We start from the raw sequence: 26,577 nt of genomic DNA, 5'->3' as shown, positions 1-26,577 counted from the left end.
CGCGCAACTCATCACGGTCTGGAGACGCAACGAAATGAAGACGAAGACAAGGAACGGCCTGCTGGCCGCCGGCGCGTGCTGCGCGCTTGCCGCGCCGGGTGCGCACGCGCAATCGAGCGTGACGCTGTACGGCATCATCGATACGGGCGTCGAGTTCGTGTCGCACGCGAACGCGGCCGGCGACCACGTCGTGCGCGTGCCGGGCGTGACCGGCGAGCTGCCGTCTCGCTGGGGCCTGCGCGGCACGGAAGATCTCGGCGGCGGCTATCAGGCGGTATTCACGCTCGAAAGCGGTTTCAACGTGCGCGGCGGCGATCTCGGCCAGGGCGGCCGGCTGTTCGGGCGGCAGGCATTCGTCGGATTGAAGAGCGGCTTCGGCACGCTCGCGTTCGGCCGCCAGTACACGATGACCTACCTCGCGCTTCAGGGCGCTGACATCATCGGCCCCGACATCTACGGGCTCGGCTCGTTCGACGCATACGTGCCGAACGGCCGCGCCGACAACGCGGTGACCTACGTCGGCACGTATCGCGGCGTGACGCTCGGCGCCGCGTATTCGTTCGGCCGCGACGGCGCGGGCACCGGCAACTCGCCGGGCCAGGGCACGTGCGCGGGGCAGGTGCCGGGCGATGCCGTCCAGTGCCGCAACTGGTCGGTGATGCTCAAGTACGACAGCGCGTATTTCGGTGCGGCGGCATCGTACGAGGAGCAGCGCGGCGGCACCGGCGCGGCCGCGAACTTCTTCGACGGCATCGCGCCGGTGCCCTTCACCAGCAGCGGCGGCAAGGACGCGCGCACGCACGTGAGCGCGTATGCGCAGGGCGCCGGCGCGCGGATCGGCGCGGGCTGGATCGGGCGGCGCGTGTCGACCGGCTCGCCGGCCGCGCCGGGCGCGCATTCGGACCTGTTCTTCCTCGGTGCGTCGTATGCGGTGAAGCCCGATTTCATCGTCGACGGCGAGGGTTACCGGATCGTCAACAGCGCGCACGACACGCGCGCGACGATGGCCACGCTGCGCGCGACCTATCTGCTGACCAAGCGCACGGCAGTCTATGCGCAATCTTCGTATCTGTGGAACAGCGCGCATGCACGCTACGCGGTCAGCGGCGGCGGGCCCGGCACGACGCCCGGCGCCGGGATGGGGCAGCTCGGCGCGATGGTCGGCGTGCGGCACATGTTCTGATCCGGCAGCCTGACGAAGGGGAGACATCTTGAACAGGAAATCTGCATTCCTCTGCATCGCACCGCTGTCGGCGGCAGCCATGCTCGCCGGCTGCGGCGGCGACGATTCCGTCAGCGCCACGCCGACGCACCTGAGCGCCGCGACGCCGGCCGCGATGACGCAAACCTGCGACGTGCTCGCCGCGAAGCTGTCGTACGCGAACACGTCGTTCACGTCGGTGACCACCGCGGCCGCCGGCGCGCTGACGGTGGCCGGCAAGCCGATCGCCGAACACTGCGTGATCGCCGGGAAGATGAACGAGCGCGTGAGCGCGGTGGACGGCCAGACCTACGCGATCGGCTTCGAAATGCGTCTGCCGAAAGCGTGGAACGGCCGCTTCTTCTACCAGGCGAACGGCGGGCTCGACGGCAACGTCCTGACCGCGACCGGCGAGATCGGCGGCGGCGGCCCGCTGACCGACGCGCTGAATCAGGGCTTCGCGGTGATCAGCTCGGATTCCGGGCACAGCGCCGCGCAGAACCCGCTGTTCGGCCTCGATCCGCAGGCGCGGCTCGACTACGGCTACGGCGCCGTCGACGCGCTCACGCCGATGGCCAAGCAGGTGATCCGGCTCGCATACGGGAAGGCGCCCGACCGCAGCTATTTCGGCGGCTGCTCGAACGGCGGCCGTCACGCGATGGTCACTGCCGTGCGCAACGCGGGCGACTACGACGGGATCATCGCGGGCGACCCGGGCTTCCATCTGCCGAAGGCGGCGATCGGCGAGATGTACGGCGCGCAGCAGTTCGCGAAGATCGCGTCGGCGACCGGCACGAATGGGCTGCCCGACATTCGCAGCGGCTTCACCGATGCGGAACGCAAGTTCGTCGGTGCGGCGATCCTCGACAAGTGCGATGCGCTCGACGGCGTGACCGACGGGATGGTGCAGGACGTCGCCGCCTGCCAGGCGCATTTCAGCGTCGAGGCCGACATCCCGACCTGCGCGAACGGCACGCGCACCGGCGCCTGCCTGACGACCGCGCAGAAGAGTGCGCTCGAGAACGTGTTCGCGGGCGCACGCAACAGCGCGGGCACGGCGCTCTATGCGAGCTTTCCGTACGATCCGGGCATCGCGGCCGGCGGCTGGGCGGCGTGGAAGCAGTCGAACTCGATCACGCTCGATCCGGCCGCGATGGCGTTCACGTTCATGACGCCGCCGAAAACCGCCGCGACGCTCGCGAACCTCGCCGGCTTCGCGCTCGGCTTCGACATGGACAACGACGCGCCCGCGATCTTCGCGACGAACGGCGTGTACACGCAGTCCGCGTGGTCGTTCATGACGCCGCCCGACGAGACGAACCTGTCCGCGCTGAAGTCGCGCGGCGCGAAGCTGCTGGTCTATCACGGCACCGGCGATCCGGTGTTCTCGTACAACGACACGAGCGACTGGTACGGGCGGCTCGCGCAGGCGAACGGCGGCGACGCGTCGAGCTTCGCGCGCTTCTATCCGGTGCCGGGCATGAACCATTGCTCGGGCGGGCCGGCGGCCGACCAGTTCGACATGCTGACGCCGCTCGTCGCGTGGGTCGAGCAGGGGCAGGCGCCCACGGCGATCGTCGCCACGGCGCGCGACACGACGAACGCGGTGCCGAACGCCGACGTGCCGGCGTCGTGGGGAGCGGGACGCACGCGTCCGCTGTGTCCGTATCCGCAGGTTGCCCGCTACAACGGCTCGGGCGACGTGAATTCGGCAGCGAGCTTCAGTTGTCGTTGATGTAGCCGGCATGTGAACGTATCGATGCGCGGATGCATCGGTACGTTCGCCGTCGTCTTGCAGCGAAAGTGCCGCACGACGACGGCGTTTGCCGTCGGACACCGCATCCGGGGATACTATTGCGCTTTTGCGTCGGCGCGACGCGTCTTGATCGACGTGGCTCGCCAGGCATCCTTCCCCTGATTCGACCATGCAAACCGTAGCGGTACTCGACTTCGAAACAACCGGGCTTTCCCCGAACATGGGAGACAGGGCGACCGAGATCGCCGTAATCCTGCTGCGCGACGGCGAGATCGTCGACCGATACCAGAGCCTGATGAACGCGGGTCGCCGCATTCCGTCCGACGTCGTCGCGCTCACCGGAATCACGAACGAGATGATCGCGTCGGCGCCGCCGGTGTCGAAGGTCATGAAGGAAGCGGCGGCATTCGTCGGAAGCTACCCCGTCGTCGCGCACAACGCCGGCTTCGACAAGCGGTTCTGGCAAGCCGAGCTCGGCATGCTCGGCATGGCGGCCGATCATGCGTTCGCATGCACGATGCTCGTCGCGCGGCGCATCTATCCGCACGCGCAAAGTCACCGGCTGTCGAGCCTCGCCGACATGCTGCGGCTGCCGAAGGCAGGCCGCGCGCACCGCGCGATGGTCGATGCGGAGATCGCGACCCACCTCTGGTGCCGGATGCAGCGCGACATCGGCGAGACGTACGGGCTGCGGCAAGTCGACCACGGGCTCATGTCGCGGTTGCAGACGACGAGCAAGGCCAAGGTCGCGACGTTTTTCGGCGCGCTGGCCGCCGACCGGCGCTGACGTCGGTCGTCACCCTTCACTCGCCGGCCTCGACCGGCACCTCGAGCCCGACCTTCACGCGGCTCATGCTCACCAGCGTCTTGAAGCGCTTCACGTTGTTGTTCGCGAAGAACAGCTCGCGCGTGAGCGCGTTGTACTGATCCATGTTGCGCACGGCCAGGATCAGCACGAAATCCCATTCCCCGGTCACGTAGTAGCACTGCTGGATCTGCGGGCAGCGCTCGAAGGTCCGCTTCATCGCGTCGAGCTGGTCGATCTGCTCGCTCTCGACTTCGACGTTCACGACGATCGTCAGCGGATGATCGACCTTCTCCGGCGCGACGACGGCCGTATAGCGCTCGATCACGCCGCTTTCCGCGAGCCGCCGCAAGCGACGGTTCACGGCGGCGGTCGACAGGTTCACGCGGGCGCCGAGCTCGTTCTGAGGTGTGTGCGCGTCACGCTGGACTTCCATCAGCAGCTTGCGATCGAACGTATCGAGTGGAATGGACATGATGGCGCGGTAGCCTCGAAAAATGAGAAATTTTTGCGTCCGGCTCGCTGATTTGGCGATTTTGTTGACCGGCTTGCGCAATATTATTTTCGGACCGACGGCGAGCGCAACCCGTATGCGCGCGTACCGCATCCACCGACGGGCCGCCTGCGCCGCCCTTTTCCGGAGCCCTTTCCGCCATGCTCATCGCCAATCCCCGCGCGCAGCGCGCCGATTATCCCGACGCGCTGCGCCGCATCATGAACATCGCCGCGGCCGACGAGAGCGGCGCGTGGCTGTCGCACTGGCCGCTCGTCGGCGCGGCGCGCACGCCGTTGCGCATATTGCCCGACCTGGCCGCGCGGCTCGGCGTCGCGAGCGTCGGCGTGAAGGACGAAGCGTGCCGTTCGCCGCTCGGCAGCTTCAAGGCGCTCGGCGCGCCGATCGCGCTGATGCGGCTCGTGAAGCGGCTGCGGCGCAACGAGGCGCTCGATCCGTGCGGGCTCGTCACCGGGCGCTACGCGGCGTCGCTGGCCGGGCTCACGGTGATCAGCGCGACAGACGGCAATCACGGCCGCGCGCTGGCCGCCGCCGCGCACGCGATCGGCTGCCGCTGCGTGATCGTGCTGCATGCGCGCGTCGACGCGGAGCGCGAGCATGCGATCGCCGCGCACGGCGCGCGGATCGTGCGGATCGCCGGCAACTACGACGAATCCGTCGTGCACGCCGCGCGGCTCGCGGACGCGAACGGCTGGCACGTCGTGTCGGATACGTCATACGACGGCTACGAGGCGATCCCGCGCGACGTGATGCAGGGCTACGGCGTGATCGCGGCCGAGGCGCTCGCGCAGCAGCCCGCCGGCGAAGACGGCCGGCCGTTCACGCACGTGTTCCTGCAAGGCGGCGTGGGCGGCCTCGCGGCCGGTGTCGCGAGCTATCTGTGGGAGCACGCAGGCGCACGGCGGCCGCATTTCATCGTCGTCGAGCCGCGTCAGGCCGATTGCCTGTACCAGAGCGCGCTCGCCGGGCGCGCGACGAAGGCGACCGGCAGCGTCGATTCGGTGATGGCGGGGCTGGCGTGCGGCGAGGCGTCGCCGCTCGCGTGGGACTTCCTCGAGCCGTGCATCGACCATTTCATGCTGATCGACGACGACGACGCGGTGCAGGCGATGCGCGGGCTTGCCGCCGGCAGCGAACGCGACGTGCCGTTCGTGTCCGGCGAGTCGGGCGCGGCGGGCATCGCGGGGCTGACCGTGCTGATGCGCGACCCCGCGCTGGCGCGGCAGATCGGGCTCGACGCGAACGCGCGCGTGCTCGCGATCAACACGGAAGGCGCGACCGCGCCGTCGGTCTACCGGCAGTGCGTCGGCGACACGGCCGACGCGGTGCTCGCGCGCCAGCGCGACTGGCTGGACCATGCAGCGGCGATGGCCTGAGCGAACCAAACGACATGACGACCGACGAGGCAAGCACGATGGACGCAACGGAAGAAAGCACGCTGCAGCGACAACTGAAAACCTGGCGCCGGCATCTGCACCAGCACCCGGAGACGGGTTTCGAGGAAGTGAACACATCGGACTACGTGGCGCGGATTCTGACGACGCTCGGGCTCGACGTGCATCGCGGGATCGGCGGCACCGGGCTCGTCGCGAACCTGACGGCCGGCACCGGCACGCGCGCGATCGGCATCCGCGCGGACATGGACGCGCTGAACATCGCCGAGCACGCGCCGGGCCGCGAACATGCGTCGCGCACGCCGGGCAAGATGCACGCGTGCGGGCACGACGGCCACATGTCGATGGTGCTCGGCGCGGCGCAACTGCTGGCCGAGCGCAAGGACTTCGACGGCACGGTGCGCTTTATCTTCCAGCCGGCCGAGGAGCATGGCCGCGGCGCGAAGGCGATGATGGCCGACGGCCTGTTCGAGCGCTTCCCGGTCGACGCGATCTTTGGCGCGCACAACATGCCGGGCATGCGCGCCGGCACGTTCTCGACGCGCGCGGGCGGCATCATGGCGAGCGAGGACAACTTCGTGATCCGAATCGATGGACGAGGCACGCATGCGGCGCGCCCGCACATGGGCATCGATCCGATCGTGATCGGTTCGCAGATCGTGCTTGCGTTGCAGACGATCGTGTCGCGCAATCTCGATCCGGGCGAGCAGGCCGTGATCTCGTGCACGGAGTTCATCACCGACGGGCTGCGCAACGTGCTGCCGTCGACGGTGACGATCAAGGGCGACACGCGCAGCTATTCGCGCGACGTGCAGACGCTGCTGGAAACGCGGATGCGCGAGATCAGCGAAGGCATTTGCCGCGCGCACGGCGCGACCTGCACGTTCGAGTACACGCACGAGTTCGCGCCGACGGTGAATTCTCCGGAATGGGTCGACACGGCCGTGCAGGCCGCCGCACAGGTCGCGGGCGCCGACGCGGTGAACGCCGACGTGCAGCCGATGATGATCTCCGAAGACTTCGGCGCGTTCCTGCAGGCCGTGCCGGGCAACTTCGTGTTCATCGGCAACGGTGATGCGGCCGCGCGCGGCGGCGTGCCGCTGCACAACGCGACGTACGATTTCAACGACGAGATCCTGCCGGTGGGTGCGCGCTATTTAGCGGAAGTGGCGCGGCGCGCGCTGAAGGCGGTGTAACGGGCGTCAGGCCGGCGGAGCAGCACGGCCTGCGTGCGGCTTCACGCTTGCGCCGCCCGCTTGCCCGGCGCGTCGGCGGGGCTCGTGCGATGGAGGATCGCCAGGACTTTCCGCGTCATCCCGCGTGTCGTGCACGATCGTGATGTCAATGTCCCATCGAACACGTGCCGATGCGAACGTGCATCGCCGGCGGCGGGCGTCCTCCGCTTCGGGCGGAGGGTGCGTCAATCGATCCGCGGGTTTCTCCGCCGCCGGCATTCAATCATTCGACGAGCTCGCCCAGGCACGCGTCGAACTGCGCGACGAGCATATCGACGTCGTCGGTCGTCGTCTGCGGACACACGAGCATCATGTTGTGGAACGGCGTGATCAGCACGCCGCGATTCAGCAGGTACAGATGCACGATGTGCTCGAGCTCGCTGTCGAGCTGTTCGCCCGCGATCGTGCCGTTGCGCGGCGGCACGGGCGTAAACTGGAACTCGGTGCGCGCACCGATGCGCGTCACGCACCATGGCAGCCCGCGTTTCGCGATCGCTCGCTCGAGCCCGGTCGCAAGCCGCGCGGCCAGTTCGAACATGTGCGCATACGCGGCCTCGGTCGCCACGTCGGCGAGCGTCGCCCGCACCGCGCGCATCGCCAGCATGTTCGCGGTGAGCGTCGTGCCGATCCCGGAATGGCCGGGCGGCGCGTTCAGCTTTGCCTGCTTCGCGCGCGCCGCGAATTCGGCGCTGAACCCGTACACCGCGCACGGCACGCCGCCCGCGATCGGCTTGCCGACCACCAGCGCGTCCGGTTCGAGACCGTGCGCGGCCGCGTAGCCGCCCGGGCCGCTGCTGATCGTGTGCGTTTCGTCGATCACGAGCAGCGTGCCGTAGCGGCGCGTCAACTCGCGTGCTGCTTCCCAGAAGCCCGGATCGGGCAGCACCATCCCGATGTTCGTCATCGCCGGCTCGGCGAGCACGCATGCGACGTCGCCATCCTTCAGCGCTGCTTCGAGCGCGTCGAGATCGTTGAACTCGACGACGCGTGTGTTCGCGAGCAGGTCGTAGGACTGTCCGAGCAGGCTGTCGCGCTGCACCGGGCGGCCGTCGACGAGATCGACGAATACGTCGTCGACCGTGCCGTGATAGCAGCCGTTGAACACGACGATCGTGTTGCGGCCGGTGGCCGCGCGCGCCCAGCGCAGCACGAAGCGGTTCGCGTCGCTCGCGCTCAGCGCGAATTGCCAGACGGGCAGCTTGAAGCGTCGCGCGAGTTCGCGCGCCACCCATGCGGCATCCTCGCTCGGCAGCATCGTCGTGTAGCCGCGCGTCGCCTGCTCCGCAAGTGCGCGGGCGACCGGCTCGGGTGCATGGCCGAACATCGCGCCGGTGTCGCCGAGGCAGAAGTCCGCGTAACGATGGCCGTCGACGTCGGTGAACGTCGCACCGCGCGCTTCCTTCACGACCAGCGAGAACGGCGTCGACCAGTCCTGCATCCAGTGCAACGGCACGCCGAACAGCAAATGCTCCGACGCTTCCGCGGACAACGCCCGGGAGATCGGCATGGCTTCGGTGAATGCACGGCGCTCGCGATCGAACAGTGCGCGGGCGCGGATGAGGTCGACTCCGTGGCGGGAAGACAAGTGCGGCTCCTCGGTTGTGAAGATGACGAAGACGATAGCGCGGAGGGCGGGGGGCTGAATAGAGGCGAAATTACCGAGGCGCGTGCAGGAGCTGGCCGACGCGAGGGAATGCCGCGCAACTTGCCGTGCGTGACACGCGAATTACCCGTGTCATGCATTGCTTGACTTTATTTGATCGAGCGATGGCACAGGTGAATAAAAACCGCAAATCCGCATGAAGGTTTCCCTGTATTTTTTTCCGGCTTTTCACGGCCTATCGTTCGAGCATGTCGCCGTGTGACGGCATCTCCGGATGCAGTGAATTCTGCCTTGCGAATGGCGAAATCAACCGAGAGCGTGCAAGGCGACCGCATTTTCGATCTCGTACGCGATGGCAAACAGCGCATTCCACGGGGATATTGCATTCGAATTCCGAGATAACGAAATGTCGCGGACGAATGGAGTGGACGGAATGCCGAGTTCGAACCGAGCCGGTAATGAACGGTGTTCGGATTTTAAAAAAGACGGCCTGAATACGGAATACAAAATGAAGATCGGCAAATGCATCATCGCGGCGGCCGGATGCATCGCATTCACCGGCATCGTCCACGCAGGCCCGACGTCGCCGCAAGCGGTCGTCAAGACGATCCGGCTGACGGCGCGCATCGACGACAGCCTGTTCGTGTCGAAGCCGGACACGGCAGCCGGATATGGTGTGGTCGAACTGAAGCCGACGGGCGGCGCCCGGCGGGCGTTCGGCGCGACGCTGCCGGTCCGCATTTACACGACGAACCCCGATATCCACGTCGCGCTGCTGCAGCCGCTGACGTTGTCGAACGGCCGCTACGACATGACCGATACGAAAGTCATGCTGGCAAACAACACAGGTCACACGGAAATCGTGGGCGACGGCGCCCGCACGCTCACAGTGGCCAAGCCGGGTATCAACGGGTACGACGAAACGCGCAGCCTGACGGTCAGCGCCATTGCGCCGGCCGCGCGCGGTGCGGCCGAGGTCAACGGAAGCTATCGGGGCGACCTGGTGTTGATGTTCGAACCGGTCGCTTCGGCGGGAGAGGACAGGGCGCCGGGCGGTGTGGGCGCGACTGCCGGCAGATGAGGAGTCGATCGGCCGGTGTCGACGGCCGAGTGGCTGCTATTGGAGTTTTTGCGCATAAACCGGCGATGGCGGGTCGAGAGGGCCTGTTGTATGGAAAGTTAGTGTGTGCTCACATCTCGATCGCGTCGTTCGGCGCCCGCATAGGGCGCTGGTCGGCGGCGTGGCGGCGTGGCTGCGGATGACGGGGCGCCTCCAAGCGCATTGCGCTGGTGGGTCAGTGCTCACTTACGTAAGCGCGGCTTCCCGTACGTGGCGGCCGCACGCTACGCCAACGTCTTCACCATGTAGTGCTCGTCGTAAAACTGCCCGTCGACCAATAGCGACCGCGGCTCCGTGCCGAAGCGCACGAAACCTTGTGACGCATACAGCCGTTCCGCCGCGCCGTTGACCGCGTTCACGCAGAGCATCAATTGCTTGCACTGCCATGCCTGCGCGGCATGCGCGGTCGCGTTGTCGAGCAGCGATTGCGCGATGCCGCGCCCGCGATACGCGGAATCGACGAACACGCCCCAGATCGTTGCCTTGTGCGCGATCTTCGCGCGCGCGTCGCGGCGCACGCCCGTGATGCCGACGAGCGTATCGCCGTCGAACGCGCCGAATACGGCCCGTTCGTGTGTCGGCGTGATGCGCGTCGCGAACTCGTCGATCGGTACGGCGGCTTCCTCGGCGAGTGTCGGCAGGAACGAAGTGGGCGCGGTGTCGACCGCGCGCAGGCGAACGGTCTGGAAACGGGCGGCATCGGCCGCGTCGAGCAGGCGGGTCGTGATCGTCATCGGGAGGGTTCCGGAGCAGCGCAGTGCGAGGCGACGCGCGCCGGGATCGGGTGCGCGACGTGTCGCGCTTATGCTAATCGGAATCCTGCGGCAGCGTGAGCGAGTGTGCGGCTTCGCGCGTACCGGAGGCAGTACGCGACGACGGTGCGATCGAGCCCGTGGTTCGACTCGCTCATGAGCGGCTGCCGCTTCGCGTGCCAGCTGCCGCGTTGATCGCGGCCCGCGCGTCGAGGATGCCTCGCCCGGGAGCGATCACGCGGCACGAGCGCGTTGTCTGCGCAACCGCGGGGAATCGGGCCGTGCGCTTCAGAATGTCCGCGATTTCGCGCGGCGACAAACGCGGATTGACCGCAAGCATCAGCGACACCACGCCGGACACTTGCGGCGCCGCGAAACTGGTGCCGCTCGTGATGCCGTAATCGGCGGCGCCCGGCGCACGCGTGCCGTCGTTGGCAAGCGAAAGAATTCCCGTGCCCGGCGCGCTGAGCGTCACACGCGGATGTGTATTGCTGTCGAATGCGCGCCGTCCGGTAGTGTCGCTCGCTCCGACCGAGATCACGCCACGGCAGTTCGCGGGCATGTCGATCGTATTGTTGCCGCCGTTGCCGGCGGCGGCCACGACGGTTACGCCCTTCGCATTGAGTACGTCGACTGCCTCCTGAAACGTACGGCTGCACGCGCCGATCGACCCGAGGCTCAGATTCACGACCCGCGCGGGATGCGGATTCGCGGGCGCGCTGGCGACGGGGATGCCGGCGGACCAGCGCATGCCGTCGACGACGTCGCTCGTCGATCCGCCACCCTTGCCGAGCACACGAACCGGCAGCACCGCGCCGTACCAGTTGACCCCGGCGATGCCGATTCCGTTGTTCGCGGTGGCGCCGATGATGCCCGCGACGCGTGTCCCGTGCCAGCTGCTGGGTTGTGCGGGCAGTCCGTGGAATGCTCCGCCGGCCGACGTTTCTTCGTCGCTGAGCCAGTCGCCCGGATCGTCGGCGCGCGGCCCGCGCGGCACGCCATTGGCGGCGAGCGCGTTGCTGACGAAGCTGTATCCGGGCAGCACGTTCGCTGCAAGCTCCGGATGGGGCGTGATGCCGGAGTCGAGCACCGCGGTGACGATTTCCCGGTTGCCTTGTGTCACGTCCCACGCGCCGGGCATGCGGATGGCAACGTCGCTGTCGTGGAGATGCCACATGTCGCGGAAATGAGGATCGAGCGGTTGCGCACTGGCGTGCACGCGGACATCCGGTTCGGCGTATTCGACTTCCGGTTCACGCATGAGCTCGTCGGCAAGGGCGGCCACGGATGGATCAGCGCCCGTGGTGGACAGGACCGCGCTTCCGCCCGACATCACCCGCTTGACTGCGATTCGCACCGGGAGCCCGCGCGACGCGTTCGCGCTTGCGTTGGCGCGTGCATTGATCCGATCGACGACACGCGTGAGCGCGTCGACGTCGACCGACGCGTTGCGCGATCCGCGACCGTATCCGGAATCACTGGCCGACACATGCGGGCGCAACTTCACGATCAACTGATTCGTGGACATGTTCAAGGCCGGCCCTTCCGCCGCCACCATCGACGTGTCGTCGGCGTGGCAGTGTTCATGCCAGGTGCTGTCGTCGGCATGCTCGCTCGAACCGCCTTCAGGCGGGGCCGGCTCGTGAATCGCGGGATCGTGCGTCTCGACCGTCGAATTGCCCGGATTGCCGCCATCGCCGCCGCCGCCGCATGCAACCAGCAAGACCGGGAGCAGCGAGGCGGTCATGCCTTTCATCATGCGTGATCGCATCAGGTTACTCATTAAGGTGTGCATATGTTTCCATTCCCGGTCTGTTGATTGAATGGCCGTCTCGTCGCGAACTCCGCTCGAGCGATGAGTGTTGTCGTGAAGATGCACGGTGGCGCCCGCGAAATCAGGCGCGCTGCATCAGGTTTCTCGGCGCTGGCGTATCGCCGACCAAATCGCGCGTTTTGCAAGCCTTGCATGGCACGACGCCGTGCCGACGCGTACGTCGCCATCCGGCTTCGCGCCGGCGATTGCCCCGGCACGGCTGCGAGCGGCGCCGGGGCGAGATACGGCGATCGCGAATCGAGTGGCCTTGCCGTGGAAAGCGACCGAAAGCGCGAGGCTTGACTGGACGGCCCCCCGGACGGAGCGGCAGATGGCCGGCATTGCTCGAATGCCGGTCACACGGTCAAAGGACGCGGGCATGTGCCCGTCACGCGCACCTGCCGGCAGCGCGCGCGGCGCCTTCGGCAAGGGTTTGGCAAGTGGGGGATATTGCTGGCTGCAACGCAACCTGGCGGCGCATCGCGCCGTACTCGAAAACAGCAGATCGCAGTATGCGCGAGCGAGGCCGTCGCGGGTATAAGACAATTCCTAAAATTGGAGATGAGATTCAGGCAGCGCATTTGCGGCCTGGTGTGGCGGTTGGCTTCGTCGCAGGGCACGACGCTTACACAGCAAGGGAAGACGGATGCGCGCGATCAACTCCGGGTGCCCGGCGTGTTCCCAAATTCGCGAATTTGTCTGCGGATTGAACGCCGATGGCCGCGCGAACGGTGGCAATCCGTCGTGTGGCAGAGGACGCGATCGGCAATGACGAAATGTCCGGACGATGTGTCCGAGAAGCGGCGATATATCGCACGCGTGCATCGATCAAAGCATGCGGGCGGCGCGACGACGCGCGTCGAAGCGACAGGGAAGTCGAACGAAATGCGCGCGATGCGATTGCGTCGCGCGCTGCGGAACGTGCCGCGCTTGCCGTTACGCAAACGCCGCACGCCCGCGCGGCATCAATACCGCGACAGCTGATTGCCGTTGATCTGCACGCGGTCGCCCGGCCGCAGGTTGCCCGGCGACTGTACGTCGAACGAGCGCATCGATCCGTCGCTGACCTGCACGTCGATGCGATAGCTGCTCGGGCCTTGCGCGGCGCCCATTTGCTGGCCGATCTGGTTGCCTGCCACCGCACCGCCGAGCGCGCCGATCACGGTGGCCGCATCGCGGCCGTGACCGCGACCGACCTGGTTGCCGAGCACGCCGCCGATCAGCGCGCCGACGACGGTGCCTGCAACGCCCGACGGCCCGACCGAGCCATTGACCGGCTGGATGTTCGCGACCGTGCCGTACTGCGTGCCGTAGCCGTTGCCGTATTGCTGCTGATTGCCGTACTGGCCATATGGCTGCGATCCGTATTGCGACGAGTTGCCGTACTGGTCGTAGTACGGTTGCTGCTGCTGCACGTAGCCCGGCTGCGAGTACGCGGGCTGCGCATAGCCGGGCGTCGCGTATTGCTGCTGCGGATAACCCGGCTGCGCGCCGTAGTAGCCGGGCGCGACGCAGGCGGTCAGCGGAAGCGCCGCCACGGCGACGAGCGAGGCGAACAGAACGGTCTTCGTGGAAGGCATGCGCATCATGATGATTCCTGCATCGGCAACGTGTTCGCCGGCGGATTCCGTGAGGATGGCGAACTCGGCGTGAGTATAAGGAATGGCCGAATGCGCGTCCGTTGCGGCCGGGTAACAACGTGTAAAGTCTGTTGCCGCGTAAATCGCAGCACACGCGGTTGGTCGACACGTCGTTTCGCGGCCGCTTGTTCGACGGACAGATATCGGCGCGAAGCGTGCCGTCGTCGCCGCGTTCGGACCCCGCCGTCACCCATGCACGGCCGGCTGCTCGTGCCGCATATTGCGAAATCGAATGCGCGGCATCGCGACATTTAATTGGCCACTCGCCGCATGGTCCGATATCGTGGCTGCATTCCGAGCCGACGGCCGCACCGTGCCGTGCCGACCGCGGCTCCCCCTCCCGTTCACGTCGGCGTTGCATAACGACGGCCCACTCACGTTTCGAGCCATGACCGATCGCTTCTTCACCAACGCCGTCGATGCCGACGGCCGCCCCGTCAACCTCGTCGTCCATGATGGCCGTTTCGTCGCGATCGGGGCCGATTGCACCGCCGCGCCCGGCGTGGAAACGATCGACCTCGGCGGGCGCGTCGTGCTGCCCGGCTTCGTCGACGGCCACATTCACCTGGACAAGAGCTTCGTCGGCGAGCGCTGGGTGCCGCACGAACCGGCCGGCTCGCTGCGCGAGCGGCTCGCGATCGAGAAGCGCCAACTCGCGGCCGCGCCGCCGATCGTCGAGCGCGCGAATGCACTGATCGCGCAGGCCGCCGCGTTCGGCACGATCGCGATGCGCAGCCACGTCGACGTCGACGCGACGACGGGCCTGTCGAACCTGCAGGCCGTGATGGCCGCGCGCGAACAATGGCGCGGAATCGTCGACATCGAACTGGTCGCATTCCCGCAGGCCGGCGTGGTGACGTGCCCCGGCACCGCCGCGATCCTCGATGCGGCCGTGTGCGAAGGCGCGGACGTGGTCGGCGGGATCGATCCGACGACGCTCGACGGCGACGCGGACGGCCAGCTCGACATCGTGTTCGGCATCGCCGAGAAGCGCGGCGCGAAAATCGACATCCATCTGCACGAACCGGGCGAAACCGGCATCGCGCAACTGCTGCGGATCGCGGCCCGCACGCGCGCCGCAGGCCTCGACGGCCGCGTGAACGTGAGCCACGCATATGCACTCGGTCAGGTCGATCATCGCGACGTCGAGCGTGCGGCCGCCGCGCTCGCCGACGCCGGCGTGTCGATCCTGACCAACGCGCCGGGCGACTGCGCATTCCCGCCCGTGCGGCAGTTGCGCGATGCGGGCGTGCACGTGTTCGCCGGCAACGACAACATTCGCGATGCGTGGTGGCCGTACGGCAACGGCGACATGCTGCAACGCGCGATGATGGTCGGCTACCGCTCGGGTTTCTACACCGACGAAGCGCTCGGCATCGCGCTCGACATGGCGACGCATGCCGGCGCGCGCGCGATCGGCAAGGCCGACTACGGCATCGCGGTCGGCTGCGACGCGAGCTTCGTCGCGGTGCCCGCACCGAATGCGGCGGCCGCCGTCGCCGGCGTGCCGGCCGAACGCTGGGTGTTTCGCCGCGGCGAGAGCGATACCGATGCACCGTTCGCGCCGGCACTGCGCTTCGCGCGATGACGACCCGGGCGCCGTCGCGTTGCATGCATCGTGACGCGCGTGCACCGACCGACCACACCGGAACCGACATGACGAACCTGCTGATCCGCAACGTCCGCACGCACGCCGACGAAGCGCTCGACATCCTGATCGAAGGCGAGCGCATCGCGCGTGTCGGCCCGTCGCTCGACGCGCCCGCCGGCTGCGCAATCGAGGACGGTGCGCACGCGCTCGCGCTGCCCGGCCTCGTCGAAGGCCACACGCATCTCGACAAGACGCACTGGGGGATGCCGTGGTACCGCAATGCGGTGGGGCCGCGCCTCGTCGACCGCATCGAGAACGAGCGCCACTACCGCGCGACGAGCGGCCATGATGCGGGCGCCGCGTCGCTCGCGCTGTCGCGCGCGTTCCTCGCGGCCGGCACGACGCGCATCCGCACGCACGTGGACGTCGACACGGAGGCCGGCCTGCGGCATCTGCACGGCGTGCTCGCGACGCGCGAGACGCTGCGCGGCCAGGTGGAGATCCAGATCGTCGCGTTTCCGCAGTCGGGCGTGCTGAAGCGGCCCGGCACCGCCGCGCTGCTGTCCGATGCGCTGGCTGCGGGCGCCGACCTGCTCGGCGGGCTCGACCCGTGCGCGATCGAAGGCGATCCGGTCGAGGCGGTGGACGTGCTGTTCGGCATCGCCGAGCGTCACGGCCGCGGGCTCGACCTGCACCTGCACGAGCGCGGGTCGATGGGCGCGTACTCGCTCGATCTGATCCTGCAGCGCACCGCCGCGCTCGGCATGCAGGGCAAGGTCACGATCAGCCATGGCTTTTGCCTCGGCGACATTGCCGAGCGCGAACGCGACGCGCTGCTCGCGCGGATGGCCGAACTCGGCGTCGCGATCGTCACGACCGCGCCGGCCGACGTGCCGGTGCCGCCGCTCGACGCATGCCGCGCGGCCGGCGTGACCGTCATCGGCGGCAACGACGGCGTGCGCGACACGTGGACGCCGTACGGTTCGCCCGACATGCTCGAACGCGCGATGCTGATCGGCATGCGCAACAATTTTCGCCGCGACGATGCGCTCGAAGTCGCGCTCGATTGCGTGACGCATGGCGCGGCACGCGGGTGCGGCTTCGCCGACTACGGTCTGGAGGCGGGCAAGCGTGCGGACGTCGTGCTCGTCGATGCGCTGACGTTCGCCGAGGCCGTCGTCGCGCGGCCGACACGGCGGCTCGTCGTGTCGTCGGGGAAGATCGTCGCGCGCAACGGCGAGCTCGTCTGAGCCGAGCGCTGCATCGTGAGGGCGCGTTGGCCCGGTCGATGCCGGCCCGCGCCGCCGTGCTCACTCGTCCTCGTGCTCCAGCATCGCCGCGAGCGCTTTCGTCAGTTCGCTGACCATCGGATCGGCCGTCGGCCGATGCAGGATCGCGATGTCCATGTTCTCGATCGGCGCGAAGCCGCCGTGTTCCTCGGTCAGCACAACGTGGTCGTCGGTCACCGCGCGCGCGGGCAGCACGCTGATGCCGAGCCCGTCCGCGACGGCCGCCTGGATGCCGCTCAGGCTCGACGTCGTGAAGCTGATCCGCCAGCGGCGGCCGCGTTCCTCGATCGCCTTGATCATGTCGTCGCGATAGAGCCCGCGCGGCGGAAACACGACGAGCGGCACCGGATCGAGCTCGATCGTCGGATGTTGCGCGCTGTCGATCCAGCGCAGTTTCTCCGGCCAGCGCACCACCGCCTCGCGGCTGTCGCGCCGCTGCTTGATCAGCGCCAGGTCGAGCTCGCCGCGATCGTAGGCCGCGCAGATGTCGCGGCTCAGCCCGCACGTCACCTCGAGCTTCACCTGCGGATGATCGCGCTTGAACGCGGCAAGCGCGTGGGTCGTGCGGCCCGCCGCGAAATCGTCGGGTACGCCGAGCCGGATCGTCAGCGCGACGGTCGTGCCCGACAGCGCTTCCAGCATCTCGTCGTTCAGCGCGATCATGCGTCGCGCATAGCTGAGCACCGTCACGCCGGCGTCCGTCGGGCGCACGTCGCGCGTGCCGCGGTCGAGCAGGCGATGCCCGGCGATCTCCTCCAGCCGCCGAACCTTCTGGCTGACCGTCGACTGCGTCGAGTGCAGGCGCGCGGACGCAGTCGTGAAGCTGCCGCAGTCGGCGACCATCACGAGTGCGCGCAGCAGGTCGAGGTCGAACAAAGGTCTATTCATTTCCGCACTTTTCCGGCTTCAGACATTTCGTTTTTAAATATGCGCGACGACTTTTAACATGGCGTGCGTCCGTGGGCAATCGCGGTTTCGCCGGACGCGGTGCGTGGGGAGCGGCTGCGCGGCGTGGCCGATTGCGGCGCGCGACTAAGATGCCGAGGCGGGCGGACGCGCTGATCGATGCGGTATAGGTCGGAATCGCCAATCGCGTATCTCATGAGGTGTGGGGCGTGATTTGCAAGCAATTCGCGATCGTGCCGGCTGATGGATATCTCGGCAAAAACACTGTCCGCTAACCATGTGCATTACCGGGTAAACGCCTGATTACCCGAAAATCCCCGGTAAATTTTTATATTGTGCGTGTTACGTCGCTCTTCCCGCGCGATTTCTCCGTATCGTCCCCGCCGGTCCACGCCAACTTCATTCCTTCGCCTTGCGCTCAAAAATTGAGCGGTCTAGACTGCATCGCAGTTTCATCGAAGTCCCCGTCGTTCGCGCACCGCGCCGGGTATGCCGGCGCAACGCTCCCCACCGGACGTCCGGCGCTTGCCCGCCACGTCGAGATCACAAAGGACAGGTCATGAATCGAACCGCAAAGCTCGTCGCTTCCATGATGGCGTTCGCGCCGCTCGTCTCTTTCGCGCAGGACACGGCGACGATCCGCTGGGGCATCGATCCCACCTATCCGCCGTTCGAGGCGAAGCAGCCCGACGGCTCGCTCGCCGGCTTCGACATCGACCTGCGCAACGCAATCTGCGAGCAGTTGCGCGCGAAATGCGTATGGGTCGAGCAGAGCTTCGACGGGATGATTCCGGCGCTGCGCGCGCGCAAGTTCGACGTGATCATGTCCGCGATGACGGCCACCGACGAGCGCCTCAAGCAAATCGACTTCTCGAACAAGCTGTACGCGTCGCCGGGCGCGCTCGTCGCGCCGGCCGGCTCGAAGCTGCTGCCGACCGCCGCATCGCTCGCCGGCAAGCGTGTCGGGATCGACCAGGGCACGACGCAGGAGGCGTACGCGAAGGCCGAATGGGCGACCAAGGGCGTGACGATCGTGTCGTACCAGAACCAGGACCAGGTGTATCAGGATCTGGTGAACGGTCGTCTCGACGCGACGTTCCAGGACAAGACGCAGGCCGGCTATTCGTTCCTGAAGACGCCGCGCGGCAAGGGTTACGCATTCGCCGGCCCCGACGTGACCGACGTGCGGATCACCGGCTACGGCGTCGCGATGGGCCTGCGCAAGGGCGACGCCGAGATGAAAAAGCGGCTCAACGACGCGATTGCCGCGATCCGCGCGAACGGCACGTATCAGAAGATCGCCGCGAAATACTTCGACTTCGACATCTACGGCGCGAAGCAGCAGTTGAGCACCGCACCGTGACCCCGTGACTTATTCAATCGACAGGCAAGCCATGACGAGTATCCAGGACCGCGTCGCGACAACCGTGACGCCCGAACTGATCGCCGCGTTCCGCGAAGAAGGCGCGGTATGCATCAAGGGCATCTTCTCGCCCGACGAAGTGGCCGCGCTGCGCGCCGGCATCGACGCGAACCTCGCGCAGCCCAGCGAGCGCGCGAAGGTCGCAAGCCGGCCCGACGACCCGGGCTGGTTCTTCGAGGACTTCTGCAACTGGCAGCACAACGACGCGTACCGCGACTTCATCGTGCGCTCGCCCGCGCCGTCGGTAGCCGCCGCGCTGATGGGCACGCGGACGGTGCGGCTGCATCACGATCACTTGCTCGTGAAGGAGCCCGGCACGCGGCAGCGCACGCCGTGGCATCAGGATCAGCCGTACTACAACATCGAAGGCGACGACAACGTCAGCATGTGGATTCCCGTCGATCCGGTGCCGCTCGAATCGACGCTGGAATTCGTCGCGGGTTCGCACCGGGGGCCGTGGCTGATGCCGCGCACGTTCATGGACAAGGAGGCGAAGTGGTTCCCCGAAGGCAGCCTCGCCGACCTGCCCGACATCGAAGCCGACCGTTCGGCGTTCCCGATCCGCCACTGGGCGCTCGAGCCGGGCGACATGGTGTGCTTCCGCATGCTGACGCTGCATGCGTCGGGCGGGACGCAGAACCGCCGGCGCGCGTTCTCGATCCGCTTCGTCGGCGACGATATCCGTCACGCGCCGCGCCGCTGGAAGACGTCGCCCGATTTCCCGGGGCTCGCCGACGAATTGCCGGACGGCGCACCGCTCGAGCATCCGCTGTTTCCGGTCGTGTGGTCGCACGGCGCGGGACAGGTCGGAGCGATCTGAACGGCGCGGATCGACGACGCCGCACCCGATCACGCGCGCGGCGGCCGTTTCGCGATGAAGCGGCCGCCGCGTGCGATCGTTGTCGAGCGTCGGTAAAGCGTCAGGTCTGGTGCCGCCCGGCGCCGGGCTTGAAGCGCGAGCCGAGCCGATAGCGGTTACCCGGATGCAGGAAGTGCACGAAGGTGACCGGCAGCCCGTTCGTCCAGGTGCGGCGCGTGAGCGTGAGGCACGGCTCGTCGGCACGCATGTCGAGCAGGCGCGCCTGTTCGCCGGTCGGCAGCGACGCGTCGACCACGTGCTCGATTTCCAGTTCGTAGTGCGACACGTTGTTGAACAGGTATTCGGATGGCGGCTCGACCTCGAAATCCTGGTCGATGAATTCGGGTGCCGCGGCCGGATTCACGTAGCGATCCTCGAGCTGGATCGGGCGGCCGTTTTCCTCATGCACGCACACCACGTGAAAGACGGGCGTGTTGACCGCGAGCCCGAACGCGGCGGCGACGTCGAACGACGCGGGCTCGCGCGACTGGCTCAGCACGCGGCAGCGATACTCGTGGCCGCGCGCGCGGATCTCGTCGCGGATGTGCGCGATCATCAGGAGGTTCGATTGCGGCATTGCCTCCGCGACGAAGGTGCCGACGCCCGCGATGCGCTTCAGCACGCCTTCCTCGGTCAGCTCGCGCAGCGCGCGGTTGACCGTCATGCGCGCGACGCCGAATTGCGCGGCGAGATCGAGCTCGGACGGAATGCGATCCCCCGGGCGCCAGTCGCCCGCATCGACGTTCTGGCGAACGAGCGTCTTGATCTGCTGGAACGGTGCGGTGGTCTTCGTGACCATCGATGGATCCTCGGGGAAAGGCGACCGCGAAATTCTATCCCGGATCAGGTCGCGGACAGTTCGCGAACGTCGGCCGTCGGCACCGAACCGAATGCATCGCTCAGCGCATAGCCGATCAATTGCCGCGCGGCTGCCTCGGGTGTCGACAGCGCGCCGCTCGCCTTCAACTGGTCGAATTTCTCGCGCATCGGGAAGTTGGCTTCGCTGGTCGCGCGAATCGTCGCCTGCATGCCCGTATCGACGACGCCCGGCGCGACGCTGCAGATCCGCAACGCGCGGCTCGCGTCGAGCGCGACGGCGCGCGCATGATGATCGAGCGCTGCCTTGGTCGCGCAGTAGACGCTCCAGCCCGCGTATGCATTGCGCGCGGCGCCGCTCGACACGTGCAGGATCCGGCATTCGGTCGGCGCCGAAGCCGCCTGCGCGAGCGCGGCCGACAACATCAGCGGTGCCGCGACGTTCAGCCCGACCGCGCGCGCGACGAGCATCGGGTCCTGCGCGTCGAGCGGGCCGATCGGATCGACGATGCCCGCGTTGTTGAAGAGCAGCACGATCGACGCGCCGTCGACGAAGCGGCGCAGCGTGTCGCCCGCGACCCACGCCGCGACGGCCGATGTGTCCGACAGGTCGAGTTCGGTTTCGGCGAAGCGATTGCCGGACTGTGCGGCGAGCGACGGATGCCGGCTGCGCGACACGCCGAGCACGGCGATGCCTTCCTGCAGCAGTTGTTCGGCGAGCGACGCGCCGAGGCCGCGCGTGTGTCCGGTGACGATGGCGCGCACGTGCGGCGCTGAAGTGGATGCAGTCATGGCGGTGAACGAGTGAGCGGATGAACCGTGTCGACGTGTGGCGCGCATCGGCGGGCGGCGGCACGGCGTGCGGGACGGGCGATGCGCGGTGCTCGCGTGGCGTGCGAGGTCCGCCGCGAGCGGTGCCGCATCTCCAGGTGAAAGCGTATCGTAGCGCCGGCCCGCGCGACGCGCAAACGCGCTGCGCCACCGCGCGCGGGCGCGGTGCGTGAATTCGCATGCGCGACGTCGAACGCATGTGCAGCCGCGCGTCCGATACATTGGACGAAAGCGACCTGCGGCAAGTGCGCACGCGATGACGGCGAGTGGCGCAGGGCCCCGCGTCGCGAGCTATCATATGGCTCGCCCGTTCGCGATGCCGAACGGGCCGCGACCGTTTCCTCTCACTTGCCGCACGCTGCGACGCATCCATGAACACCACGCCGGACATGCCCACGCCACGCGCCCTGCGCGAACTCACGCCCCTCGAGGCCCGCATTCTCGGGGTGCTCGTCGAGAAGCAGCACACGGTGCCGGACACTTATCCGCTGTCGCTGAATGCGCTGACCTCGGGCTGCAACCAGAAAACCGCGCGCTCGCCGGTGATGAACGTCAGCGAGGACGAAGTCACGACCGCGCTCGACGGGCTCAAGCACCTGAGCCTCGTGATGGAAGGAAGCAGCAGCCGCGTGCCGCGTTTCGAGCACAACATGAACCGCGTGCTCGGAATTCCGAGCCAGGCGATCGCGCTGCTGACGATCCTGCTGCTACGCGGCCCGCAGACGGCCGCCGAACTGCGCCTGAACAGCGCACGCCTGCACGGCTTCGCGGACATCTCGTCGGTCGAGGCATTCCTCGACGAACTCGCGGCGCTGGCGCAGCCGCTCGTCGTCCGGCTGCCGCGTGCGCCCGGTGCACGCGAGAATCGCTGGATGCACCTGATGTGCGGCGAAGTGAGCGCCGCCGAATTCGCAGGCCCGGATGCCGGCGGCGGCGCGGATTCCGTCCCGCCGTCGGAGTTCGAGGCGCTGAAGGCCGAGCAGAAACGGCTTGCGGATGAAGTCGCGCGGCTGAACGCGCTGGTTCAGCGCATGGCGAGCGAACTCGGGATCGACGTCGATACGCCGGGCGAAGCGGGCTGATTAGCCGCCCGGGCCGACTCGACACCGGCGCGGACGAGGGCGCACGGGGTGGCGAACGCCATTGCCGAGCCTGCTCGAATCCGCGCTACCAGCGGCACCCCGCCTTCCCGGACGCATCGACGTCCTGCGCCCACGCGAAATCGGTCTTCTTGCCGGTGCGCGCATTGGTGTACGTCATCGAATAGACGATCGCACCCTGGCTCATCATTTCGTATTCGCCGTTGATCTTGCCGTCGACCATCTCCCACCACGTCGTCGTGAACTGGTACGGGCGGCCTTCGGCCAGGTCTTCCTGATCCACGTGTTTGACCAGCAGCGGAATCGCCGTCTTCGATTTCGCATAGCGGACGACGCCACCTTGCCACTTCGCCACGTCGTCGTAATACGTGCGCAACTCGAAGCGCACGGGTTTGTCGCCGGTCGTCCTGAAGCACAGCACCTCGGTGCTGACTTCGGCAGACGCAGGCAATGCAATGCACAGCAGCAACGCGGCAAGTGTCTTTTTCATGTGTGCGTGTGAGTCGTGGATCGCGGAACGCGATGCTCGATCGGTGGCGGACCATCATGATCGCACGGTACATCGGCGACGCGCGACGGTCGGGCGTGCGCCGGAACGTCTCGCGGCGCGCGATCGCCGCAACGCGGTTTAGGCGTTTACCTTCAAACAACGCGAAATCCGCATCGTCTCCGCTCGCACTGTGATTCAATTCACCCGGTTTGTAGTCCTACTAAATTACATATCGAAAACAGACAGGGCGATTCACTCAAAGGAGACAGCCGATGGCCCGGACCCCGCCTTGACGCCGCAATCCAGGCAAGTCGCGCCACAGCGAACTTCCTCGATGAAATGCAGGTTATCCCCAGGGGGAAAATCCAATGTCCTCGAAACGTTTGATGGCGATCGCGGCCGCCGTGCTGGCCGTCACCGCGTCGTCCGCCCATGCCGACGCCGCGACCGTCACCGATCCGTTCTACGCGTACACCGGCGCCACGCCGTTGAAATCGATTCCGCCCGGCACGGTGCTCAAATCGCGAACCGTCACCTATCACCTGGCCGGCATTCCGACCGCGCTAACCGCGCAGCAATTGCTGTATCGCACCAGCAATGCGCAGAACCAACCGGTCGTCAACGTGACGTCGGTGATTCGGAGCCCGGCCAGCAACGGCCAGGCAATCTCGTACCAGTCGGCCTACGATTCGCTGAACCCTTACGACGAGCCGTCGCAGGTGATCGCCGGAGATCGCGACGTCACGAAGGTCATCAACGTCGGCACCTTGCTTTACAGCGCGGAATCGATCCCGCTGTCGACGCTGCTGCTGCTCGGCTACAACGTGATCGTGCCCGACACGGAGGGCCAGACGGCGGACTTCGCGGCCGGCCCCGAATACGGGATGACGGCGCTCGATTCGATTCGCGCAGCGCTCAACACGCCGTCGACGGGCCTCGCGCCTTCCAGCAAGGTCGCCATGATCGGCTACTCCGGCGGCGCGATCGCGACGAACTGGGCCGCACAACTCGCGCCCACCTACGCGCCTGACGTCAACAGGCAGCTCGTTGGCGCCGCGGAAGGCGGCGTGCTGGTCGATCCCGCGCACAACCTGCACTACGTCGACGGCAGCATCGTCTGGGGCGGCGTCGCGGCGGCCGCGCTCGCCGGGCTGTCGCGCGGCTTCGGCTTCGATCTGACGCCGTATCTGAGCGACAAGGGCGTCGCCGTGTTCAACGACATCCAGAGCCAGTCGCTTGCCTATATCCTGCCCAAATACTCCGGGCTGCGCTGGGCGACGCTGTTCAAGCCGCAGTACGCGAGCGACATCAACAGCATTCCGGCATATGTGACGTATGCGAACAAGGTGAACGCGGGGCTGGCCGCGTCGCCGACGATTCCGATGTTCATCGGCCAGGGCACGGCCGGCGTGCTCGACGGCACTTTCAGCAACCAGGTCGGCGACGGCGTGATGCTTGCATACGATGTCCGCGCGTTGGCGCAGAAGTTCTGCGCGAGCGGCGTGCCGGTCGTGTACACCGAATATCCGCTCGAACATGCGGGCGCGATCGCGCCGTGGGTCGCCGGAATGCTGCCATGGCTCCACGACCGCTTCGCCGGGAAAGCCGCGCCGAGCAATTGCGCGCTGACGGCTCTGCTGCCGAGCAACTCGCTCGCTCCCGAAACGCTGCATTAGGCGCCATTCGCATCGACGCGAATCGTCGGGCGATCCATCGCGGATCGCCCGTTTTTGTCTGTCGTCTTGACATCGATCGCATTCCTCCGCCGCGCGTCGCTGCCGCCTCGCGCGAGTGCCATAATCGAGCCTGCACATCATTCCAGACGTCTCCCGGAGAATCACCATGCAGAACCTCGACAATCCTTCCCACGATCGCGAGGTAGGCGTTGCCGACGCGACGCAGGACACCACGCGCATCGACGACGTGCGCATCGGCGCCGTGCGTCCGCTGATTTCGCCGGCGCTGCTGCAGGACGAGCTGCCGGTGCCCGCGGCCACGCAGACACTCGTCGAGGATACGCGCCGTGCGATCGGCGACATCCTGCACGGCCGCGACGACCGGCTCCTGCTCGTCGTCGGCCCGTGCTCGATCCACGACCACGATCAGGCGCTCGACTACGCACGCCGCCTGAAGGCCGCCGCCGATGCGTTGAAGGACGACCTGCTGATCACGATGCGCGTGTACTTCGAGAAGCCGCGCACGACGGTCGGCTGGAAGGGCTACATCAACGATCCGCGCCTGGACGGCAGCTTCCGCATCAACGAAGGCTTGCGCGCGGCGCGGCAGCTGCTGCTCGACATCAACGCGCTCGGCCTGCCGGCGTCGACCGAATTCCTCGACTTGCTGAGCCCGCAGTACATTGCGGACCTGATCGCGTGGGGCGCGATCGGTGCGCGCACGACCGAGAGCCAGAGCCATCGCCAGCTCGCATCGGGGCTGAGCTGCCCGATCGGCTTCAAGAACGGCACCGACGGCGGCGTGCAGGTCGCGTCGGACGCGATCGTCGCCGCGCGCGCGAGCCATGCGTTCATGGGGATGACGAAGATGGGCATGGCCGCGATCTTCGAGACGCGCGGCAACGACGACGCGCACGTGATCCTGCGCGGCGGCAAGAGCGGGCCGAACTACGATGCCGAGCACGTCGAGGCGAGCTGCGCGGTGCTGCGCAAGGCAGGCCTGCGCGAGCAGGTGATGGTCGATTGCTCGCACGCGAACTCGAACAAGTCGCACGAGCGGCAGATCGACGTCGCGCAAGATCTCGCGCGGCAACTGGGGCAGGGCGAGCACCGGATCGTCGGCGTGATGGTGGAGAGCCATCTCGAGGCGGGGCGGCAGGATCTGAAGCCGGGCGTGCCGTTGAAGTATGGCGTGTCGATCACCGATGCGTGCCTGAGCTGGACGCAGACGGAGCCGGTGCTCGATGTGCTCGCCGAGGCGGTCAGGCATCGCCGGGTGTATTCGCGTAACGCGTGATGTAACGGCGGCGGGCCACGCCCGCCGCCGTCTCGTTCGAGGCGCCGACGGCGGTCGGTCGCGCGAACGATCAATCCCTCCTGTATGCCGAACGCACGCTTGCGTTCGGCCAGTCTCTCACCGTGCGCGCGGGCGTCCTGCCCGTGTGCATCGCTCCTCGTTTGCCGGCAGTCGTGTCTGATGACTCGACGATTTGCCGCAGTCCGGGATGTCTGTTGATCGTGCTTGCCTCGCCATGCGCCCAGCTCGCGAGTCGTCTGCGCGTATTTCGGATTTTGTCGTCCTGATCGCGTGCAATCGGCGCAGATGTAGCCATCTTTAGGACGATTCTTATATTCAGGTCCCGCTTGGTTCAGCAAAATTCTAGTCATGCGATGCGTTGCGGTGGTCGCGGCGCCTGACACGGTGGCGGCTGCACGAGAAACGGCGCAGCTGTCCGAAGTTGCCTGAAATGTCTTGAACCACG

Annotated in this window: 22 protein-coding genes; 13 read left to right on the top strand and 9 right to left on the bottom strand. The window is 67.2% G+C overall.

The features are described from left to right. Positions 1-34 precede the first annotated feature (34 nt). The 3 genes from WS51_RS10585 (at position 35) to WS51_RS10575 (ending at position 3,744) form a co-directional block, all read left to right on the top strand. Positions 35-1,183 carry a porin gene (locus tag WS51_RS10585; protein ID WP_069229078.1) on the top strand — a complete coding sequence of 383 codons (1,149 nt, stop codon included), beginning with the start codon at positions 35-37 and terminating at the stop codon, positions 1,181-1,183. Between the two features lie 28 nt (positions 1,184-1,211). Continuing rightward, positions 1,212-2,936 carry a tannase/feruloyl esterase family alpha/beta hydrolase gene (locus tag WS51_RS10580; RefSeq protein ID WP_069229077.1) on the top strand — a complete coding sequence of 575 codons (1,725 nt, stop codon included), beginning with the start codon at positions 1,212-1,214 and terminating at the stop codon, positions 2,934-2,936. Between the two features lie 190 nt (positions 2,937-3,126). Next, positions 3,127-3,744, top strand: a complete 618-nt coding sequence (locus WS51_RS10575) for a 3'-5' exonuclease (RefSeq protein ID WP_059543484.1) — start codon at positions 3,127-3,129, stop codon at positions 3,742-3,744. A gap of 16 nt (positions 3,745-3,760) precedes the next feature. Here WS51_RS10575 and WS51_RS10570 read toward each other — a convergent pair whose 3' ends face one another. After that, on the bottom strand, positions 3,761-4,237 hold the full coding sequence (locus WS51_RS10570) for an Lrp/AsnC family transcriptional regulator (protein ID WP_059543483.1): 477 nt from the start codon (positions 4,235-4,237) through the stop codon (positions 3,761-3,763). 179 nt (positions 4,238-4,416) lie between these two features. Between WS51_RS10570 and WS51_RS10565 the strand changes: the two genes are divergently transcribed. Both WS51_RS10565 and WS51_RS10560 read left to right on the top strand, forming a co-directional pair. Next, positions 4,417-5,652, top strand: a complete 1,236-nt coding sequence (locus WS51_RS10565) for a diaminopropionate ammonia-lyase (protein ID WP_069229076.1) — start codon at positions 4,417-4,419, stop codon at positions 5,650-5,652. A 14-nt stretch (positions 5,653-5,666) separates the two neighbouring features. Further along, complete coding sequence (locus WS51_RS10560; RefSeq protein ID WP_236872355.1) at positions 5,667-6,866, top strand: M20 aminoacylase family protein; 1,200 nt, start codon at positions 5,667-5,669, stop codon at positions 6,864-6,866. Between the two features lie 262 nt (positions 6,867-7,128). Here the strand turns inward: WS51_RS10560 and WS51_RS10555 are convergent, their stop codons facing one another. Further along, entirely contained in the window at positions 7,129-8,490 is a 1,362-nt protein-coding gene (locus WS51_RS10555; protein WP_059543481.1) for an aspartate aminotransferase family protein, read from the bottom strand. A gap of 451 nt (positions 8,491-8,941) precedes the next feature. Between WS51_RS10555 and WS51_RS10550 the strand changes: the two genes are divergently transcribed. After that, entirely contained in the window at positions 8,942-9,589 is a 648-nt protein-coding gene (locus WS51_RS10550) for a hypothetical protein (RefSeq protein ID WP_236872354.1), read from the top strand. 263 nt (positions 9,590-9,852) lie between these two features. Here the strand turns inward: WS51_RS10550 and WS51_RS10545 are convergent, their stop codons facing one another. From WS51_RS10545 to WS51_RS10530, 3 genes are all read right to left on the bottom strand, one after another. Continuing rightward, positions 9,853-10,362, bottom strand: a complete 510-nt coding sequence (locus WS51_RS10545) for a GNAT family N-acetyltransferase (protein ID WP_059501354.1) — start codon at positions 10,360-10,362, stop codon at positions 9,853-9,855. Positions 10,363-10,534: 172 nt separating this feature from the next. Next, on the bottom strand, positions 10,535-12,259 hold the full coding sequence (locus WS51_RS10540; RefSeq protein ID WP_236872353.1) for a S8 family peptidase: 1,725 nt from the start codon (positions 12,257-12,259) through the stop codon (positions 10,535-10,537). Between the two features lie 899 nt (positions 12,260-13,158). Beyond that, positions 13,159-13,782, bottom strand: coding sequence for an outer membrane lipoprotein (locus tag WS51_RS10530; protein ID WP_059501360.1), 624 nt, complete (start codon positions 13,780-13,782; stop codon positions 13,159-13,161). Between the two features lie 439 nt (positions 13,783-14,221). On the opposite strand from WS51_RS10530, the gene WS51_RS10525 reads away from it, so the two are divergent. Together WS51_RS10525 and WS51_RS10520 are read left to right on the top strand one after the other, a co-directional pair. Beyond that, positions 14,222-15,421: an amidohydrolase family protein gene (locus WS51_RS10525; RefSeq protein WP_069229072.1), complete on the top strand. Its 1,200-nt coding sequence runs from the start codon at positions 14,222-14,224 to the stop codon at positions 15,419-15,421. Between the two features lie 68 nt (positions 15,422-15,489). Further along, the gene (locus WS51_RS10520) at positions 15,490-16,674 is read left to right on the top strand and encodes an amidohydrolase family protein (protein WP_069229186.1); all 1,185 of its coding nucleotides are present in this window, start codon (positions 15,490-15,492) and stop codon (positions 16,672-16,674) included. Positions 16,675-16,734: 60 nt separating this feature from the next. Here the strand turns inward: WS51_RS10520 and WS51_RS10515 are convergent, their stop codons facing one another. After that, positions 16,735-17,601, bottom strand: coding sequence for a LysR family transcriptional regulator (locus tag WS51_RS10515; protein ID WP_059543477.1), 867 nt, complete (start codon positions 17,599-17,601; stop codon positions 16,735-16,737). Positions 17,602-18,178: 577 nt separating this feature from the next. Here WS51_RS10515 and WS51_RS10510 point away from each other — a divergent pair. Further along, positions 18,179-18,982, top strand: coding sequence for an ABC transporter substrate-binding protein (locus WS51_RS10510; protein WP_059794905.1), 804 nt, complete (start codon positions 18,179-18,181; stop codon positions 18,980-18,982). 31 nt (positions 18,983-19,013) lie between these two features. After that, positions 19,014-19,862 carry a phytanoyl-CoA dioxygenase family protein gene (locus WS51_RS10505; protein ID WP_059944642.1) on the top strand — a complete coding sequence of 283 codons (849 nt, stop codon included), beginning with the start codon at positions 19,014-19,016 and terminating at the stop codon, positions 19,860-19,862. A 100-nt stretch (positions 19,863-19,962) separates the two neighbouring features. Here WS51_RS10505 and hutC read toward each other — a convergent pair whose 3' ends face one another. Next, positions 19,963-20,700 carry a histidine utilization repressor gene (gene hutC / locus WS51_RS10500; protein ID WP_069229071.1) on the bottom strand — a complete coding sequence of 246 codons (738 nt, stop codon included), beginning with the start codon at positions 20,698-20,700 and terminating at the stop codon, positions 19,963-19,965. 44 nt (positions 20,701-20,744) lie between these two features. Beyond that, on the bottom strand, positions 20,745-21,509 hold the full coding sequence (locus WS51_RS10495) for an SDR family oxidoreductase (RefSeq protein ID WP_059501370.1): 765 nt from the start codon (positions 21,507-21,509) through the stop codon (positions 20,745-20,747). 410 nt (positions 21,510-21,919) lie between these two features. Here WS51_RS10495 and WS51_RS10485 point away from each other — a divergent pair, with 410 nt between their 5' ends. Continuing rightward, the gene (locus WS51_RS10485) at positions 21,920-22,630 is read left to right on the top strand and encodes a YceH family protein (RefSeq protein ID WP_069229070.1); all 711 of its coding nucleotides are present in this window, start codon (positions 21,920-21,922) and stop codon (positions 22,628-22,630) included. Positions 22,631-22,715: 85 nt separating this feature from the next. Here WS51_RS10485 and WS51_RS10480 read toward each other — a convergent pair whose 3' ends face one another. Then, positions 22,716-23,138: a hypothetical protein gene (locus WS51_RS10480; RefSeq protein ID WP_060329083.1), complete on the bottom strand. Its 423-nt coding sequence runs from the start codon at positions 23,136-23,138 to the stop codon at positions 22,716-22,718. Positions 23,139-23,506: 368 nt separating this feature from the next. On the opposite strand from WS51_RS10480, the gene WS51_RS10475 reads away from it, so the two are divergent. Both WS51_RS10475 and WS51_RS10470 read left to right on the top strand, forming a co-directional pair. Continuing rightward, the gene (locus WS51_RS10475) at positions 23,507-24,814 is read left to right on the top strand and encodes a lipase family protein (protein ID WP_069229069.1); all 1,308 of its coding nucleotides are present in this window, start codon (positions 23,507-23,509) and stop codon (positions 24,812-24,814) included. Positions 24,815-24,980: 166 nt separating this feature from the next. After that, positions 24,981-26,111, top strand: coding sequence for a 3-deoxy-7-phosphoheptulonate synthase (locus WS51_RS10470; RefSeq protein WP_059448900.1), 1,131 nt, complete (start codon positions 24,981-24,983; stop codon positions 26,109-26,111). Positions 26,112-26,577 lie beyond the last annotated feature (466 nt).

This window comes from Burkholderia territorii (assembly GCF_001718335.1).
Taxonomy (GTDB): domain Bacteria; phylum Pseudomonadota; class Gammaproteobacteria; order Burkholderiales; family Burkholderiaceae; genus Burkholderia; species Burkholderia territorii.
This window is presented reverse-complemented; position numbering and strand designations above follow the sequence as displayed.